Here is a 15,223-nt window from a genome sequence, read left to right as displayed (position 1 = left end):
GATATTGATAGAGAAAGAACCGAAAGGAGGTGCGCTATGCTGAGTGATTTTTCATGGGACATGACCGGATACATACCAAAACACGCTGTCAATCCGCACGGTGACGGCATCATTCCTTATGCGGCAGAGCGCATCTTCCAACTGGAACCGGAGCCTCCAGCGGTGGGCAATCTGAACGAATATATCCTGTCTGCCTTGCAGGAAAAGAATTTGATATATTTCTCATTCTTCCTACACCACTACGAGCCGCAGCTTAACAAGCGCATCAAAGACTTTCTCGGTGTGGATGGCGGCGATCTGTACGACACAAACCGATTTATAGATATAAAGCTCTCCTGCCGGGAGCAAATGCTCCAAAAGCTGATGGACTATGACCTTGCCAAGGGTGCAGAGTATGCTACATACATTTTCCCGTTCATCCGGGATGCTATGCTCCGTTTTCGCATGGGCGAAGAAAAATGGTCGGTGTCCTCTCTGACCAATTACAAAATGGTGCGGTCAATGGCTTGGCTGTACCACAATACCAAGGATGCGGTCAACGAATTTTCCAAGAAATACAACTGCGATCTTGCCCTTGCGGAAGAATATCTGAAAGTTGTCCGTGGAATCCGCAATCAGCAGCCTTTCTATGTCACAGACGAGGACGGCGAAGAAACAGGCGAGGATGTAGCCCTTGACGATAGCTGGAACTATACCGATATCCTCTGGAACGGCATACAGGCAGAAAAGGTGCAGCGGGCATTTGAGAAACTGAATTACCGGGAACAGACCTTGCTCGAAAAACGGTTAGCAATTTGCATGACCTGTGGGCGTGTCAGCTCATGGAAAGACCGCCCCACCTTTGAAGAACTGGCGGTTATGTTTGAGGGCAGTACAGCCAGCGGTGCAGAACGAGCCTACCGAAAAGCAGTGGACAAGTTGACGGAATTGTTGGTTGCCGAGGGCGCAATCCATGCAGTCCGGCTAAAACAGAAATCCAAGATCAAGCGAAAAAAGAAAATCGCCGCCGCAATCTACGAATATCAGGCAGACTGCGACGGCGAATGGGGCGAAGTATCATTAGATTTTGAGAACGGCAAGGCAGAGGTCATTTTGCTTGCCGATTGGGATACAGTGAAAACAAACAAATTTGCAAGCAGAGCAATCGCCTATCTTCTGAACTGTGAGAACGAAAAATTACCCAAGGAAATAATGGTGGCCTTTGAATAACGAGGGAGTGAGATACATGGAACAATTATTGATTATTGAAGATGATATAGGGTTGAATCAGGGTTTAAGTAAAGCACTGAAAGCAGATGACCGTCAGATCATTTCCTGCCAAGACCTAAAAGCGGCGAAGGAACAGCTGCTTTGCGGCGGTGTATCCCTGATCCTGCTGGATATCAATCTGCCGGATGGCAGTGGGCTTGAGCTGCTCCGGGAGGTCAAGGAAAACACACCCTATATTCCTGTTATTCTGCTGACTGCCAATGACACCGATCTGGACATCGTAGACGGACTGGAGAGGGGCGCTGATGATTATATTACCAAGCCCTTTTCTCTTTCGGTTTTGCGTGCAAGGGTGAATACCCAACTGCGAAAGCAAGTGTCAAACCATAAAAATGCGCCGTTCCATATGGATCTATTTCACTTTGACTTTGAGGCTATGACCTTTTATGTGGGAGATTCAAAAGTTGAATTGAGCAAAACAGAACAAAAATTACTGCGTCTGCTTGTTGAAAACCGAGGCCGAACCATGACCCGTGGAGACCTTGTCGACCGGATCTGGACAGATGGCGCAGAATATGTGGATGAAAATGCTTTGTCTGTTACGATCAAGCGTCTGAGGGATAAGCTTGGCGCACAGAAATACATTAAAACCATCTACGGAATCGGTTATAGCTGGGTGACAAAAGATGAATAAAACCGGCATTGTGATCATACTGCTATGTTTTCTGGCGGCGATAGCTGCTGTATTATGGGAGCGGAGGAAGATCAGAAAAACGATGGAAGAAATCGAAAGGATGCTGGACGCTGCCATGACCGGCTCCTTTTCTGAAACCAATTTTGATGAAAGCCAGCTATCTGCATTGGAAACGAAGTTTGCGCACTATCTTTCCGCCGCAGAAGCATCTTCTCAAAATGTAGCGCAGGAAAAAGACAAAATCAAGACCTTGATTGCGGACATTTCCCACCAAACGAAAACGCCGATTGCAAATCTGCTGTTATACAGCGAGCTTTTGATGGAGGAAACTCTGCCTGCATCGGCGAAGGCAAATGTGGAGGCGCTGTACAAACAATCGGAAAAGCTGCGATTTCTGATCGATTCTCTCGTAAAGCTTTCCAGACTGGAAAACGGGATCATTTCACTCTCCCCCCAGCCGGCAGCGCTGCAGCCGCTGCTTGAAAGCGTAGTAGAACAATATGCCGCCAAGGTTTCTGAAAAAGGATTGTCTTTGCAACTGCAAGATACCGATGCTTTTGCTGTATTCGACTTCAAATGGACAGCGGAAGCGCTGGCTAATATCGTAGACAACGCCATCAAATATACAGAGCATGGCACCATTACTATTTCTGCCGTAAGCTATGAAATGTTTGCAAGGATCGATATATCGGATACCGGTTCAGGCATACCGGAAACTGAGCAAGCGAAGATATTTGCTCGCTTTTACCGCTCGAATAGTGTGCAGAAACAAGAAGGGGTCGGCATCGGCTTATACCTTGCCCGACAGATCATATCCGGCGAGGGCGGTTATATCAAGGTTGCTTCCGTTCCGGGAAAAGGAAGTACGTTTTCCATATTTCTGCCGAAATAACAACAATTCTATCAAAACTGTTAGATTTCATTTTCCGCCGGAAAGAATGTGGAAAGATTCCTATGCGATAATCTGTATGTATCAAAGGATCATTTCCTTTCATACATACAGATTTTTTCATGGAGGTACTCATTTATGGAAGTTTTACAGGCAAAAAACCTGAAAAAGATTTATGGCTCCGGCAATAACGCAGTTCATGCGTTGGATGGAGTTGATTTAAGTGTAAAGAAGGGCGAATTTGTTGCAATTGTCGGCACATCCGGCTCCGGCAAATCCACGCTGCTGCACATGCTGGGCGGGCTGGATCGCCCTACAAGTGGCACGGTCATGGTGGACGGACAGGATATTTTCTCCCTGAAGGAGGAAGCGCTGACCATCTTCCGCCGCAGGAAAATCGGCTTTGTGTTCCAAGCATATAATCTTGTTCCGGTGCTGAATGTGTATGAAAATATTGTTCTACCCATTGAGCTGGACGGTGGCAAGGTCAATAAGGATTTCGTACAGCAAATTGTACAGACACTTGGGCTGGATGATCGTCTGGATGCGCTGCCCAATCAGCTCTCAGGCGGTCAACAGCAGCGAGTAGCCATTGCCCGTGCGCTGGCGGCAGCACCCGCTATCATTCTGGCAGATGAACCCACCGGCAATCTGGATTCCAAAACCAGCCAGGATGTATTGAGCCTTTTGAAAGTCACCAGTCAAAAGTTCGCCCAGACAATCGTAATGATCACTCACAACGAAGAAATTGCGCAGATGGCAGACCGCATTATCCGTATCGAAGACGGTCGGATCGTCTCCCAGAACTAACGGGAGGTGGCTACGATGAATGTCAAAAATCGAAAATGTATTCGAAAACTCAGCTTAAAATCTCTTTATGCGAACCGTCGTCGCAATCTGATCGCCATTTTTGCCATTGCGCTGACAACGCTGCTATTTACGTCCATGTTCACCATTGTCTTGTCGTTGAACGCCAGTTATGAAACCTACCAGTTTCGGCAGGTAGGCGGCTATGCGCATGGCACCTTTAAGGATGTTTCCCCCGAGCAGGCGGAACGCATCGCTGCCCACCCAAAGGTGAAAGCTACGGGGGCACGGAAGGTAATCGGTATCACTGCGGAGGGGGTCTTTGCCAAAATACCGGCAGAGATCAGCTACATGGATGCCAACTGCACTAAATGGAGCTATGCAACCCCTACTACCGGACGGATGCCCGAAAGCGGCAAAGAGGTAACCATGGATACGGCAGCGTTGCAGCTGCTTGGCGTAACGCCGGAGCTGGGCGCCGAGGTCACGGTTTCCTATTCCATTACGGACAAGGATCAAACCGCCTTTACTGTAACAGATACCTTTACGCTGGTAGGCTATTGGGACTATGATGAACTAATGCCTGTTCACTACATCAACATCAGCCGTGATTACGCAGATGACATCGAAGCGCAGGCAGTGAAAACAGGGCTACAGCCCTTCCGCACTGACCTGAATGTCATGATGGCTTCCAGTACAAACATTCAAGGGCAGATGGAGCAGGTGGATACCGATCTCGGCTACACATGGGACAGCTATACCGATCCCAACAGCGTTCGAATCGGCGTCAACTGGGGATATACCTCATCCCAGCTGGAGTCGCAGCTCGATCCGGAACTTGTGATCGCCATAGCAGCTTTTTTGCTGCTGGTGATTTTCACCGGGTATCTTATCATCTATAACATTTTCCAGATCTCTGTTGCGGGGGATATCCGGTTTTACGGGCTTCTGAAAACCATTGGCACAACGCCCCGGCAGCTCAAACGCATCATTCGCCAGCAGGCACTTCTGCTTTGTCTGATCGGCATTCCGGCGGGGCTGCTGTTGGGCTATGGCATTGGCGCTGTTCTGGTGCCTGTTGTCTTGCGCTCCACCCAGTTGGATGCAGGCATCACCACCATCAGCACTTCGCCTGTGATCTTTGTTGGCTCCGTGCTGTTTGCCCTGCTGACGGTGCTTTTGTCCTGCTCCAAGCCCGGGAAAATGGCAGCCAGGGTTTCTCCGGTGGAGGCTACCAAATATACAGATGCGATGCAGACCAAGAAAAAACAGCGCAGCACCCGGGGAGCGAAGCTCCATCAGATGGCCTTTGCCAATCTGGGACGAAACAAAAAAAAGACGGTGCTGGTGGTGGTGTCTCTGGCACTGTCGGTGACGCTGTTCAATGCACTGTGTGCCTTTGTGGGCGGCTTCAGCATGGAGAAGTATGTATCCTTCATGACCTGCGCCGATTTTATCGTCAGCACGCCCGACTATTTCCATTACAACCCGGCAGATGAATTCATCACGCCGGAACAGATCGAAGAGATCGCAGCAAACACAAAGTCCAGTCTTTCCGGCACGGGATATGCTGTGCGAAAACCCGTATATCTTTGGATGACGGAGGATGCTCTGCGGCAGGACTATGCATTGTTCGAAAGTGCTGAGCAGGTGGACAGCCATATGAGCCGCATGGAGCACCGGGGCAATATGGTGATGGGAAAGACCAGAATTGAGGCTTTGGATAACAGCCTGTTTGACAAGCTGCAAGTATTCGACGGAGATATTTCTCCTATGCTGGAGCCAAACAATAACGCTATTGCCATTGCGGTTTCCTTAGATGACTACGGCAATCTGCCCAATCCTGAATACTACCCCAAGGTGGGAGACACGATTACCGCTACCTATACGGACGATGTGAAATATATCGACAGCCGCACCGGGGAACTCTGCACCGAAGATACACCGGAGGAGTACCTTCAGGAAAAACTGTATGGAGCCAGAGATGTAGAGTACACGGTCTGCGCCTTGGTAGAGCTTCCGTTTTCCATGAGTTATCGTTATGATGGTATTGGATATGAGGCGGTTTTGTCTGTGGATACCGCACAGAGGGACAGCGGTGGTGCGGCCATTCCGATGCTCTACCTGTTCGACACAGCGGACGAAGTTGACGAGGCCGAAGCAGAGCAATATCTATCGAAGCTCACTGCCGGTGAGTTTTCGCCCTTGATGTATGAAAGCAAGGCCACGGCTCGCTCTGAATTTGCTCAGTTCCGGCAGATGTTCCTTCTGATAGGTGGTATCCTCTGTGCTATCATTGGGCTGGTGGGACTCTTAAATTTCTTCAACGCCATGATGACCAGTATTCTTTCCCGCCGCCGTGAATTTGCTGTGCTTCAGGCTGTAGGAATGACGAACCGGCAGCTCAAAACCATGCTGATCTACGAGGGATTGTTTTACGCAATGTCCTCCGTATCGGCGGCCTTTATTCTGTCGCTGGCGGTGGGACCTCTTGCAGGAAAAATGCTGGGCAGTATGTTCTGGTTCTTTGAGTATCGATTCACCATTCTGCCTGTCCTGCTGACAATTCCGGTATTTCTTCTGCTGGGGTGGCTGATTCCTTGCATGATGTATGACAATGCAGCGAAATGCAGTGTTGTAGAGCAATTAAGGGATGCTCAATAACTGTTAAGCAAAAAACGGCCCTCTGCCAAGGAAAAGGCAGAGGGCTGAGTTTTAATCTAAGGGTTTACATTCAGTTACAGTTTTTAGATAAATTTCGGGGTTTCCGTTCAATATCAAGTCTGCATATCCAATCGGGTCATTGTAGATTAGATAGTCCAGCTCTGACCGCTGATACATATTGTCAGCAACCTCATTCTCCACGGCTATTGTATCAATAGCAATCATACTGCCATCTAAGAATTTCAGTTCCACACAGGCATTATCCATGTTGAACTCACAAGAAATCAACCTATCCATAAGAAACCTCCACTTTGCTGGATGTTAGATCATCCCAAAATATTTGAATGCTTCTCGGATTGCTTTCTCTTTTTCCGGTGGACACTGGGGCTGTCTGGAATCCTCGGACTTCGGCAAATTATAGTTCTTACCAACCCCAATCCCACATTTTCGCTTAATTTGTGAGATATACAGGTTGGATACCTTTAACCCGCTATGCTCCAGCACATAGTCCTTAATCTGGGTGTAGGTTGCCCCATCTTGAAATTCGGACATATCCATATCTTCCAAAGAGAACTCAACCCGAATCTTTTTCGAGTCGACCTCACCCTTGGAAAGTAAAACAACCGTCTCCACATGTTTGGTGCGGGGGAAGAGGTCTACCGGCTGCACCTCTTCGGCCTTATACCCGTGCTCTACCAGCCAGCGGGTATCGCGGGCGGCGGTGGCGGCGTTGCAGCTGACCATGACCACCGTGCGCGGGGCCATTTCGGCGATGGCGGTCAGCGTGGCTTCGTTGCAGCCCTTGCGGGGCGGGTCGACGACGATCACATCGGGGCGCGCGCCCTCGGCGGCCAGCTGGGCCGCAGCGGCACCGGCGTCTTGGCAGCGGAAGTCGGCCTTGTCGGCGGCAAGGCCCAGGCGGGCGGCGGTCTCTTTCGCGCCGTCTACAGCCTGGGGCACGACCTCAACGCCTACCAGGCGGCGGCAGTCGGGCAGCATCGAAAGCCCGATCGTGCCCATGCCGCAGTAGAGATCCAGCAGGAAATCATCCGGCGTCAGCGCGGCAAATTCCCGCGCTTTGGCATACAAGGCTTCGGCGGCGGGGGTGTTGACCTGGTAAAATTCGTGCACACCCATCCGAAGCGAGACCCCGGACAGCGTATCCTCGATATACCCGGGGCCGAGCGCCACACGGGTTTTAGCACCCAAAATCACATTAGTGCGGGCGTTGTTGCGGTTGATGAGAATCGTCGTTAAATCGAATTCTTTCTGCAAAGCGGCGCAAATCTCGGCCTCATTGGGCAGGCCGTTGCCGTTTACCACAAAGCACAGCAGGCGCTGGCCGCTGTGCCAGCCCTGACGCATGTATAAATGGCGCACACGGCCGGTGTGGGTTTCCTCGTTGTAGGCGGTGATGCCGTTTTCTTCCAGCAGGGTGCAGGCGCGGGCGGCCAGGGCGTTCATCCAGTCCGGCTGCAGCTTGCAGTCGGCGCAGGGGACGATGCGATGGCTGCGGCCCGCAAAAAAGCCGGTCACCAGATGCCCGTTTTCGTCGGTGCCGACGGGCAGCTGCACCTTGTTGCGGTAGCGGTCGGCGGCGGGGGCGCCCAGCACCTCGTGCACGGGCACGTCCAGCTTGGCCAGGCGCTCAAAAGCATCCCGCACAAACTGCGTTTTGGCGGCGCACTCGGCCGCATAGCTGATATGCCGCAGGCCGCAGCCGCCGCAGGGGCCGGCTACGGGACAATCCTGTTTGACGCGGCCGGGGCCGGGGGTCAGCAGCTTTTCCAGTTTGCCGAAGGCATAGCCTTTCATGGGCTTGACGATGCGCACTTCGGCCACATCGCCGGGGGCGGCGGCTGCGACAAAAACGGCCTGGCCGTCATGATGGGCCACGCCGCTGCCGTCGTTGGAAAGGGATTCAATGGAGAGGGTCAGGATCTGATTTTTCTGAAAGGCCATGGTTGCTCCTTACATTTTGCTCTTTACTGCTGGGCCTGCTGGGCGGCTTTCTGCTCGGCGTCCAGGGCGGTCAGGTACTTGCTCGGCGGGACTTTCTTTACCTTTTTGAAGACGCGGGAGAAGTAGAACTGGTCAAAGAAGCCGACCGACACCGCGATCTCGGCGATGGACAGGGTGGAATTCTTTAGCAGGCTGCAGGCCTCGCTGATACGATAATGCGTCAAATAATCGATGGGGCTTTGCCCAACGTTGGACATAAACACGCGGTACAAATGGCTGCGGCTGACGCCGACGGCCTTGGCGATGTCGTCCACCGAGATGTCGTGGGAATAGTTGAACTGGATATACTTGATGGCGGCCAGTACATACTGGCTGCTGGAGGAGCCCACGTTGGGCATGGCTTCGCGGGCCGCCTGCATCAGGTGGGCCATAAAGATATAGAGGTAGCCGGTCATCAGGGCCTCGCACTGGGGCTCCGGCCCGCGGGACAGGTAGATGTTGTACAGCGCTTCCCGCACGGCCTGGGGATCCTTGCAACGGTGTACCGGTTGAGTGTCCGAGAAGGGCGTCTGCTGCACCAGCTTATTGGCGCAGGCCCCGTTGAAGCCTACCCAATAGTACTCCCACGGGTCGGTCTCGTCCGCCGCATAGGTGATCAGCTGGTTGGGCTTGGCCAGAAACAGATCGCCCTCCTGCAGGGTATAGGACGACCCGTTGACCTGGTACACGCCGCGGCCCGCCACCACCAGGTGGATGAGGTAATGATCGCGCACGCCGGGGCCCCAGGTGTGGCCCGGCTGGCAGTACTCATGCCCGCAGTTGAAGATGGACAGCTCTACATTATCGGTGTAGCTCTGCTTATAGGATTGCTTGGTTTCGTTATCCATGACAGCTCCCTCTCCGCGCGGTGCCGCCCCGGCACCGCGCCGCCTTGCCTGCAGCCGGGGCCGCGGGCAAAATATAGTAATTTTATTATAGCAGGGGATTCATCAAAAGTCCATAAAAGCGCCGTAAAAAAATGTTTACTTTCTTTCAAAATTTGTTATACTAAGATTAAGAACCCGGCAGGCGGCGGTGTACTTTGTCCGTTTGCCTAAAAGATACAGGCTCATTTTGTGCATACTGGCGAAAAGAGCCGCGCAACAGAAAGGCGAGTGCAATTATGGCGAACACCATTGAACTGAAACAGCAGATCCAGCAGGGTGCCTATGATGCAGCTTTTGTAAAACTTTACGGTGCTGATGTGGACGTAAACGCCCAGCGTGAGCGTTACATTTCCGTCATCGACCAGTTCGAGAACGAGTTTGGCTCCGGGCGCTCCGTGCGCCTCTACTCCGCCCCCGGCCGCACCGAGATCGGCGGCAACCACACCGACCACAACAACGGCGTGGTGCTGGCGGGTTCCGTCAACCTGGACATTGTGGCGGTCGTTTCCCCCAACGAGGAGAACATCATCCGCGTCAAGTCCCTGGGCTTTGAGAAGATCGACGATGTGGACGTGACCAATCTGGTCCCGCAGGAGCAGGAGAAGGAGCACTCCGCTGCCCTGATCCGCGGCGTGGCCGCCGGTATCGTCAACGCGGGCGGCAAGGTCGGCGGCTTTGACGCCTACACCACCAGCAACGTGCTGCGCGGCTCCGGCCTGTCCAGCTCCGCCGCCTTCGAGGTCTGTATCGGTGCCATCCTGCGCGGCGAGTACAACGATAACGACATGGAGAAATTTTCCCAGGTCAAGATCGCCCAGATCGGCCAGTATGCCGAGAACGTCTTCTTCGACAAGCCCTGCGGCCTGATGGACCAGACCGCCTGTGCTGTCGGCGGCGTCATCACCATCGACTTCAAGGATCCGGCACACCCCATCGTGGGCCAGACGTCCATCGACCTGGCCAAGCACAAGCTGGCCATGTGCATCACCGACACCAAGGGCAGCCACGCTGACCTGACGGATGATTACGCTGCCATCCGCCGCGAGATGGAGAGCGTGGCCGAGCAGATGGGCAAAAAAGTCCTGCGCGAGGTGGACGAGGACGCGTTCTACGCCGCCATCCCGCAGCTGCGCAAGGCCGTGGGCGACCGTGCTGTGGTGCGTGCCATCCACTTCTACAACGACTGCCGCCGCGCCGCCGCCCTGTGCGATGCCGTGCGCGCCGACGATATGGATACCTTCCTGAAGCTGATCGTCGAGGGCGGCCACTCCAGCTTTGAGTTCAACCAGAATGCTTACAGCATCAAGAACTACAAGGAGCAGGGTGTGCCCATCGCACTGGCCCTGAGCCAGAAAGTGCTGAACGGCCGCGGTGCCTGGCGTCTGCAGGGTGGCGGCTTCGCCGGCACCATCCAGGCATTTGTGCCTTATGATCTGCTGGATACTTACAAGGCGACCATCGATGCCTGCTTCGGCGAAGGCAGCTGCCATGTGCTGAATATCCGCAACTATGGCGCGGTGCCGGTTACTGTGGACATGTAATTATTATATTCTGCTTTGCGGGGGACACCACCATGTGGTGTCCCCCGCAAAGTGTAAACATATAAGGCAATACCGCACAATTCTAAGTGCCGATACGGCGAGCGAGGTGCGGCAGCTGCTAAGCCAAAAGCGCAGATAATACTTTGTGCTGCAAAGGTGAGCGCCGCCGGTGGCGGATACAGCGAACCGAAGCAGGGGCAGCGGTCGCAGAGTGCGAGGGGCTTTTGTCCCCGAAGCACGATGCGGGTACCGCAACCCGACATTATCGAGCATTTTGGCAACGCAGATGCCGTGCCGCAGCCGCCGGAGCGGTGCTTAAGCCGTTAGGCGGGAATTGTGCGGTGTTGCCATAAATAAAAATCAAGAATTCCGTTCCCAAATCAAAGCCAGGCCCTTAAACAGCAGATCTCCATCATACAAAATCTTCCGTTTGCAGCAGGGCATGATGTAAGGCGCTAAGCCGCCGGTGGCGACTACCGTCAGCGGTTGGCCCAGTTCCGCTTCCACACGGTCGGCCAGGCCGTCCAGCATGGCGGCAGTGCCAAACATCGCGCCGTTGTTGAGCGCCTCGACCGTGTTGCGGCCGACCAGATGCTCCGGCGGTTCCGGGGCGATGGGCGGCAGCTGGGCCGTGCCTGCACTGATGGCCCGCAGGCTGGTCTGCACGCCGGGCACGATGAACCCGCCTAAAAAGCAGCCCTCGGCCGAAAGCACATTGTAGGTCGTGGCCGTGCCCATGTCCACCGTCATGCAGGGCAGGGGATAATGCGTTGCGGCGGCTGCGGCATCAGCCAGACGGTCGCGGCCCACGCGGTCCGGCTCGTCCACGGCAAAGGTCAGGCCGGTGTCCAGCGCGTTGCTCACAATTAAAGCGTCCCTGCCGGTCAGCCGCCTGCAGGCGTGGGCCAGTACGGGCGTTAACCCCGGTACTACGCTGCACACGATGACGCCCTCGCAGGCGGTGGGGTCGACCTTTAAGCGCCCCAGCAAAAATCGCAGCTCGGCGGCGTATTCATCCGCTGTGCAGCGGGGGCGGGTGACCATCCGGGTGGTGAACAGGATGTCGCGGTGCGCTTCGCCCGCCAGCCCGCCGATGCAGATGTTGCTGTTGCCGATGTCAACTGCTAAAACCATGGTGTTTGTCTCTTTTCCTGAAAATGTAGCATCATTATAGCAGATTGACGGCAGTGCTGTAAACGGGTATACTAACATTATGAAGGATGTGATCTCCATGAACCTGAAAGGCAAAACCATCGTCCTCGGCATTACCGGGGGCATTGCCGCTTATAAAATGCCCAATGTGGCCCACGCGCTGGTCAAACTGGGCGCCGACGTCCATGTGCTGATGACCCAGAACGCCACCGAGTTCATCACTCCGCTGGTGTTTGAAACGCTGACAAATCGACGCTGCATCGTGGATACATTTGACCGCAACTTCCAGTACGACGTGGCACATGTCAGCCTTGCCAACGCCGCCGACCTGATGCTCATCGCCCCGGCCACGGCCAATGTGATTGCCAAAATGGCCCACGGCCAGGCCGACGACATGCTGACCACCGTGACCCTGGCGGCCCACTGCCCCAAGCTGGTGGCCCCGGCCATGAACACCCACATGCTGGAAAACCCCATTACCCAGGATAACATCAGGACACTGGAGCATTACGGCTTTACGGTCATCCCGTCCGGCTCCGGCCTGCTGGCCTGCGGCGACGTCGGCTCCGGCCGTCTGCCCGAGGAGAGCGTGCTGGTGGATTACGTGCTGCGGGAGCTGGCCTGCGAGAAGGACCTGACGGGCAAAAAGGTGGTGGTCTCGGCCGGTGCCACCCAGGAGCCGATGGACCCCGTGCGTTACCTGACCAACCACTCCACCGGCAAGATGGGTTACGCCGTGGCCCGTGCCTGTATGCTGCGCGGCGCGGAGGTCGTGCTGCTGTCCTCGACGAGCTGCACCCAGCCGGACGTGCCTTTTGTGAAGAAGGTGCCGTTCACCACGGCCAAAGACCTGTTTGAAGCCGTAAAGGCCAACGCCATGGACGCCGATGCCCTGGTGATGGCTGCCGCCGTGGCCGACTACCGCCCGGCGGAAGTAGCATCGGACAAGGTGAAAAAGCACGATGGCGAGATGAACATCGCGCTGGAACGCACCGATGACATTTTGGCGTGGGTCGGCGCACACAAGCCGGAAACGCTGTTTGTCTGCGGCTTCTCGATGGAGACGCGGGATCTAGTCGAGAACTCCACCGCCAAGCTGAACAAGAAGAAGATGGACATGATCGTGGCCAACAACCTGAAAGTCCCCGGCGCCGGGTTTGGTGTGGATACCAACGTGGTAACGATCATCACCCACGAGGGGGCAGAGCAGTTGCCGCTGCAAAGTAAAGATGATGTAGCCATGGCGATTGTGGATCATTTTGCCTGATTTTTGATATTGTGCTAGACCGGCTCTGCCTACCTTGCGGCAGAGCCTTTTATAATGGCATACTGCTGTTAAAACGAGAGAGCCGCCGCAGGGTGGCGGCGAACGAAAATAGATAAATAAAATACTAAAACCACCCCCTTTCCGCATACTCATGCAAGAGAATGAGCACAGCGAAAAGGGGGACTTTTTATGTGTGGGATCGCAGGGCAGATCGGGCGGGACCCGCGGGTGATCCAGGGGCAGTATGCGGCCTATTGCGCGATGCAGCAAACTTTATCCCGCCGTGGGCCGGACCAGCGGGGCATGTTCATCAGCGGGCGGGCGGCGCTCATCCATGCGCGGCTGGCGGTGGTGGATATTGAGAACGGCCTGCAGCCTATGCAGCTGGATTGGCAGGGCGAAAGCTACACCCTCGTGTATAATGGCGAGCTGTACAACACGCCGGAACTGCGCACCGCGCTGCAAAACAAGGGCCACAGCTTTACCGGCCATTCGGATACCGAGGTGCTGCTGCACGCCTTCGCCCAGTGGGGGGCGGGCTGTCTGGAACGCTGCAACGGCATTTTTGCCTTTGCCGTCTGGGCGCAGCGGGCGGGCACGTTGTTTTTGGCGCGGGACCGCTGCGGGGTCAAGCCGCTGTTTTACGTGCAGACAGGGGACAGCCTGCTGTTTGGCAGCGAGATCAAGACCCTGCTGGCCCACCCGGCCGTGCCGCCCCGGGTGGACGCCAACGGCCTGGCCGAAGTGCTGCTGCTTGGTCCCGGCCGTACGCCGGGGTGTGGGGTGTTCAAAAATATCCGGGAGCTGCTGCCCGGCCAGTGCGCCGTGTATGAGGCTGACACCGGCCGCCTGACCCTGAACCGCTACTGGCAGCTGACTGACCACGACCACCCCGACGACTTCGAGACCACCGCCCGCAACGTGCGGGATCTGGTCGTGGATGCCATCCAGCGGCAGCTGGTCAGTGATGTGCCGGTGGCGACGTTTTTGTCCGGCGGGTTGGATTCCAGCCTGATCTCGGCGGTGGCGGACACCTATTTTACCGCGCGGGGTCGGCAATTGCAGACGTTCTCGGTGGGGTACAAGGACAACCGGCGGTATTTCCACGCCACCAAGTTTCAGCCCGGGGCCGACGCGCCCTACATCCGCAAGATGAACGACTTTTTGGGCGCACGGCACCACTGGGTCACGCTGGACACCCCCGAACTGGTGCTGGCGCTCTACGCCGCGGTGGAGGCCCGCGACCTGCCCGGCATGGCGGACGTGGATTCCTCGTTGCTGCTGTTCTGCCGCCAGATCAAGCCCCATGCCACGGTGGCGCTTTCGGGCGAGTGCGCCGACGAAATTTTTGGCGGTTACCCATGGTACCGCGACCCCGCCGTGCGGGAAAAGTACGGCTTCCCCTGGGCGCAGTCCACGGCCTACCGGGCGGCATTTATAAAGGAGGGCGTGCTGGGGGACATCGACCCGGCAGCGTTTGTGGATGCGCGGTATCAGCAAACGCTGGCCGAGACCTCGGTGCTGCCGGGGCGGGATGCAGTGGAGACCCGGATGCGCCAGATGGTCAATTTGAACTTTGCCTGGTTCATGCAGACGCTGCTGGACCGCAAGGACCGGATGAGCATGTACTCGGGCCTGGAGGTGCGCGTGCCGTTCTGCGATTATCGCATTGCAGAGTATCTCTACGCTGTGCCGTGGGATTTTAAGGATTACCAGGGCCAGGAGAAGGGCCTTTTGCGCTACGCCATGCAGGGCGTTTTGCCCAAAGAGGTTTTGTGGCGGCGCAAGAGCCCCTACCCCAAGACCTGGAACCCGGCGTATTTAGCGGCAGTCAGTGCCGAGCTGCGGCGGGTGATTTCTGACCCGGCGGCGCCGCTGCTTGCCATTATCAAAAAGGAGGCACTGGAAGTACTGCTGGCCAGCGGGGCCGACAACCCCGTGCCCTGGTACGGCCAGCTGATGACCACGCCGCAGACGATCGCCTGGTTTTTGCAGGTAAATTATTGGATGAAGAAATATCGAGTTGAACTGGTTTGAATTTTGTGGGATGGTGGCAGCACTGTCCCACATTTTTTCATAAGGCTATCGCACAATTTTCACAAATGGCGGCTA

12 protein-coding genes are annotated in these 15,223 nt (G+C 55.3%); 8 read left to right on the top strand and 4 right to left on the bottom strand.

Translation table 11 applies throughout. From position 1 onward, the window contains the following. The first annotated feature begins 36 nt into the window (after positions 1–36). The 5 genes from OGM81_14175 (at position 37) to OGM81_14155 (ending at position 6,263) form a co-directional block, all read left to right on the top strand. Positions 37–1,209, top strand: a complete 1,173-nt coding sequence (locus tag OGM81_14175) for a hypothetical protein (GenBank protein UYJ43446.1) — start codon at positions 37–39, stop codon at positions 1,207–1,209. A gap of 16 nt (positions 1,210–1,225) precedes the next feature. Then, complete coding sequence (locus OGM81_14170) at positions 1,226–1,903, top strand: response regulator transcription factor (GenBank protein ID UYJ43445.1); 678 nt, start codon at positions 1,226–1,228, stop codon at positions 1,901–1,903. Next, the gene (locus tag OGM81_14165) at positions 1,896–2,795 is read left to right on the top strand and encodes a HAMP domain-containing histidine kinase (protein ID UYJ43444.1); all 900 of its coding nucleotides are present in this window, start codon (positions 1,896–1,898) and stop codon (positions 2,793–2,795) included. The genes OGM81_14170 and OGM81_14165 overlap by 8 nt, the downstream gene beginning before the upstream one ends. Before the next feature lie 135 nt (positions 2,796–2,930). Then, the gene (locus OGM81_14160; protein UYJ43443.1) at positions 2,931–3,602 is read left to right on the top strand and encodes an ABC transporter ATP-binding protein; all 672 of its coding nucleotides are present in this window, start codon (positions 2,931–2,933) and stop codon (positions 3,600–3,602) included. Between the two features lie 15 nt (positions 3,603–3,617). Further along, positions 3,618–6,263 (top strand): ABC transporter permease, encoded by a 2,646-nt coding sequence (locus OGM81_14155; GenBank protein ID UYJ43442.1) that lies wholly within the window; start codon positions 3,618–3,620, stop codon positions 6,261–6,263. 51 nt (positions 6,264–6,314) lie between these two features. Here OGM81_14155 and OGM81_14150 read toward each other — a convergent pair whose 3' ends face one another. Genes OGM81_14150 through OGM81_14140 form a run of 3 tightly spaced genes read right to left on the bottom strand, consistent with a single transcriptional unit; the run spans position 6,315 to position 9,112 of the window. Beyond that, complete coding sequence (locus tag OGM81_14150; GenBank protein ID UYJ43441.1) at positions 6,315–6,560, bottom strand: DUF6061 family protein; 246 nt, start codon at positions 6,558–6,560, stop codon at positions 6,315–6,317. A 24-nt stretch (positions 6,561–6,584) separates the two neighbouring features. Next, positions 6,585–8,225, bottom strand: coding sequence for a 23S rRNA (uracil(1939)-C(5))-methyltransferase RlmD (rlmD, locus tag OGM81_14145; protein UYJ43440.1), 1,641 nt, complete (start codon positions 8,223–8,225; stop codon positions 6,585–6,587). A 23-nt stretch (positions 8,226–8,248) separates the two neighbouring features. Continuing rightward, complete coding sequence (locus tag OGM81_14140; GenBank protein ID UYJ43439.1) at positions 8,249–9,112, bottom strand: AraC family transcriptional regulator; 864 nt, start codon at positions 9,110–9,112, stop codon at positions 8,249–8,251. A 275-nt stretch (positions 9,113–9,387) separates the two neighbouring features. Here OGM81_14140 and OGM81_14135 point away from each other — a divergent pair, with 275 nt between their 5' ends. Continuing rightward, positions 9,388–10,692, top strand: coding sequence for a galactokinase (locus OGM81_14135; protein UYJ43438.1), 1,305 nt, complete (start codon positions 9,388–9,390; stop codon positions 10,690–10,692). A 360-nt stretch (positions 10,693–11,052) separates the two neighbouring features. On the opposite strand, the gene OGM81_14130 is transcribed toward OGM81_14135, so the two are convergent. Next, positions 11,053–11,826, bottom strand: coding sequence for a type III pantothenate kinase (locus OGM81_14130; protein UYJ43437.1), 774 nt, complete (start codon positions 11,824–11,826; stop codon positions 11,053–11,055). 97 nt (positions 11,827–11,923) lie between these two features. Here OGM81_14130 and coaBC point away from each other — a divergent pair, with 97 nt between their 5' ends. Then, positions 11,924–13,111, top strand: a complete 1,188-nt coding sequence (gene coaBC, locus OGM81_14125; protein ID UYJ43436.1) for a bifunctional phosphopantothenoylcysteine decarboxylase/phosphopantothenate--cysteine ligase CoaBC — start codon at positions 11,924–11,926, stop codon at positions 13,109–13,111. Positions 13,112–13,300: 189 nt separating this feature from the next. Then, on the top strand, positions 13,301–15,148 hold the full coding sequence (gene asnB, locus OGM81_14120; GenBank protein UYJ43435.1) for an asparagine synthase (glutamine-hydrolyzing): 1,848 nt from the start codon (positions 13,301–13,303) through the stop codon (positions 15,146–15,148). The last annotated feature ends 75 nt before the right edge of the window (positions 15,149–15,223 follow it).

This window comes from Oscillospiraceae bacterium, assembly GCA_025758045.1.
In the GTDB taxonomy this organism is placed as follows: Bacteria; Bacillota; Clostridia; order Oscillospirales; family Ruminococcaceae; genus Gemmiger.
Note: the sequence above shows the minus strand (reverse complement) of the source record. Positions and strands in the feature narration are given on the sequence as shown.

Bases quoted from the DNA above. Each gene is read 5' to 3' on its own strand.
- OGM81_14165 (UYJ43444.1), top strand. From the start codon at position 1,896: ATGAATAAAACCGGCATTGTGATCATACTGCTATGTTTTCTGGCGGCG.
- OGM81_14135 (UYJ43438.1), top strand. From the start codon at position 9,388: ATGGCGAACACCATTGAACTGAAACAGCAGATCCAGCAGGGTGCCTAT.
- rlmD (UYJ43440.1), bottom strand. From the start codon at position 8,225: ATGGCCTTTCAGAAAAATCAGATCCTGACCCTCTCCATTGAATCCCTT.
- OGM81_14150 (UYJ43441.1), bottom strand. From the start codon at position 6,560: ATGGATAGGTTGATTTCTTGTGAGTTCAACATGGATAATGCCTGTGTG.
- OGM81_14140 (UYJ43439.1), bottom strand. From the start codon at position 9,112: ATGGATAACGAAACCAAGCAATCCTATAAGCAGAGCTACACCGATAAT.
- OGM81_14130 (UYJ43437.1), bottom strand. From the start codon at position 11,826: ATGGTTTTAGCAGTTGACATCGGCAACAGCAACATCTGCATCGGCGGG.
- OGM81_14175 (UYJ43446.1), top strand. From the start codon at position 37: ATGCTGAGTGATTTTTCATGGGACATGACCGGATACATACCAAAACAC.
- asnB (UYJ43435.1), top strand. From the start codon at position 13,301: ATGTGTGGGATCGCAGGGCAGATCGGGCGGGACCCGCGGGTGATCCAG.
- OGM81_14155 (UYJ43442.1), top strand. From the start codon at position 3,618: ATGAATGTCAAAAATCGAAAATGTATTCGAAAACTCAGCTTAAAATCT.
- OGM81_14170 (UYJ43445.1), top strand. From the start codon at position 1,226: ATGGAACAATTATTGATTATTGAAGATGATATAGGGTTGAATCAGGGT.
- OGM81_14160 (UYJ43443.1), top strand. From the start codon at position 2,931: ATGGAAGTTTTACAGGCAAAAAACCTGAAAAAGATTTATGGCTCCGGC.
- coaBC (UYJ43436.1), top strand. From the start codon at position 11,924: ATGAACCTGAAAGGCAAAACCATCGTCCTCGGCATTACCGGGGGCATT.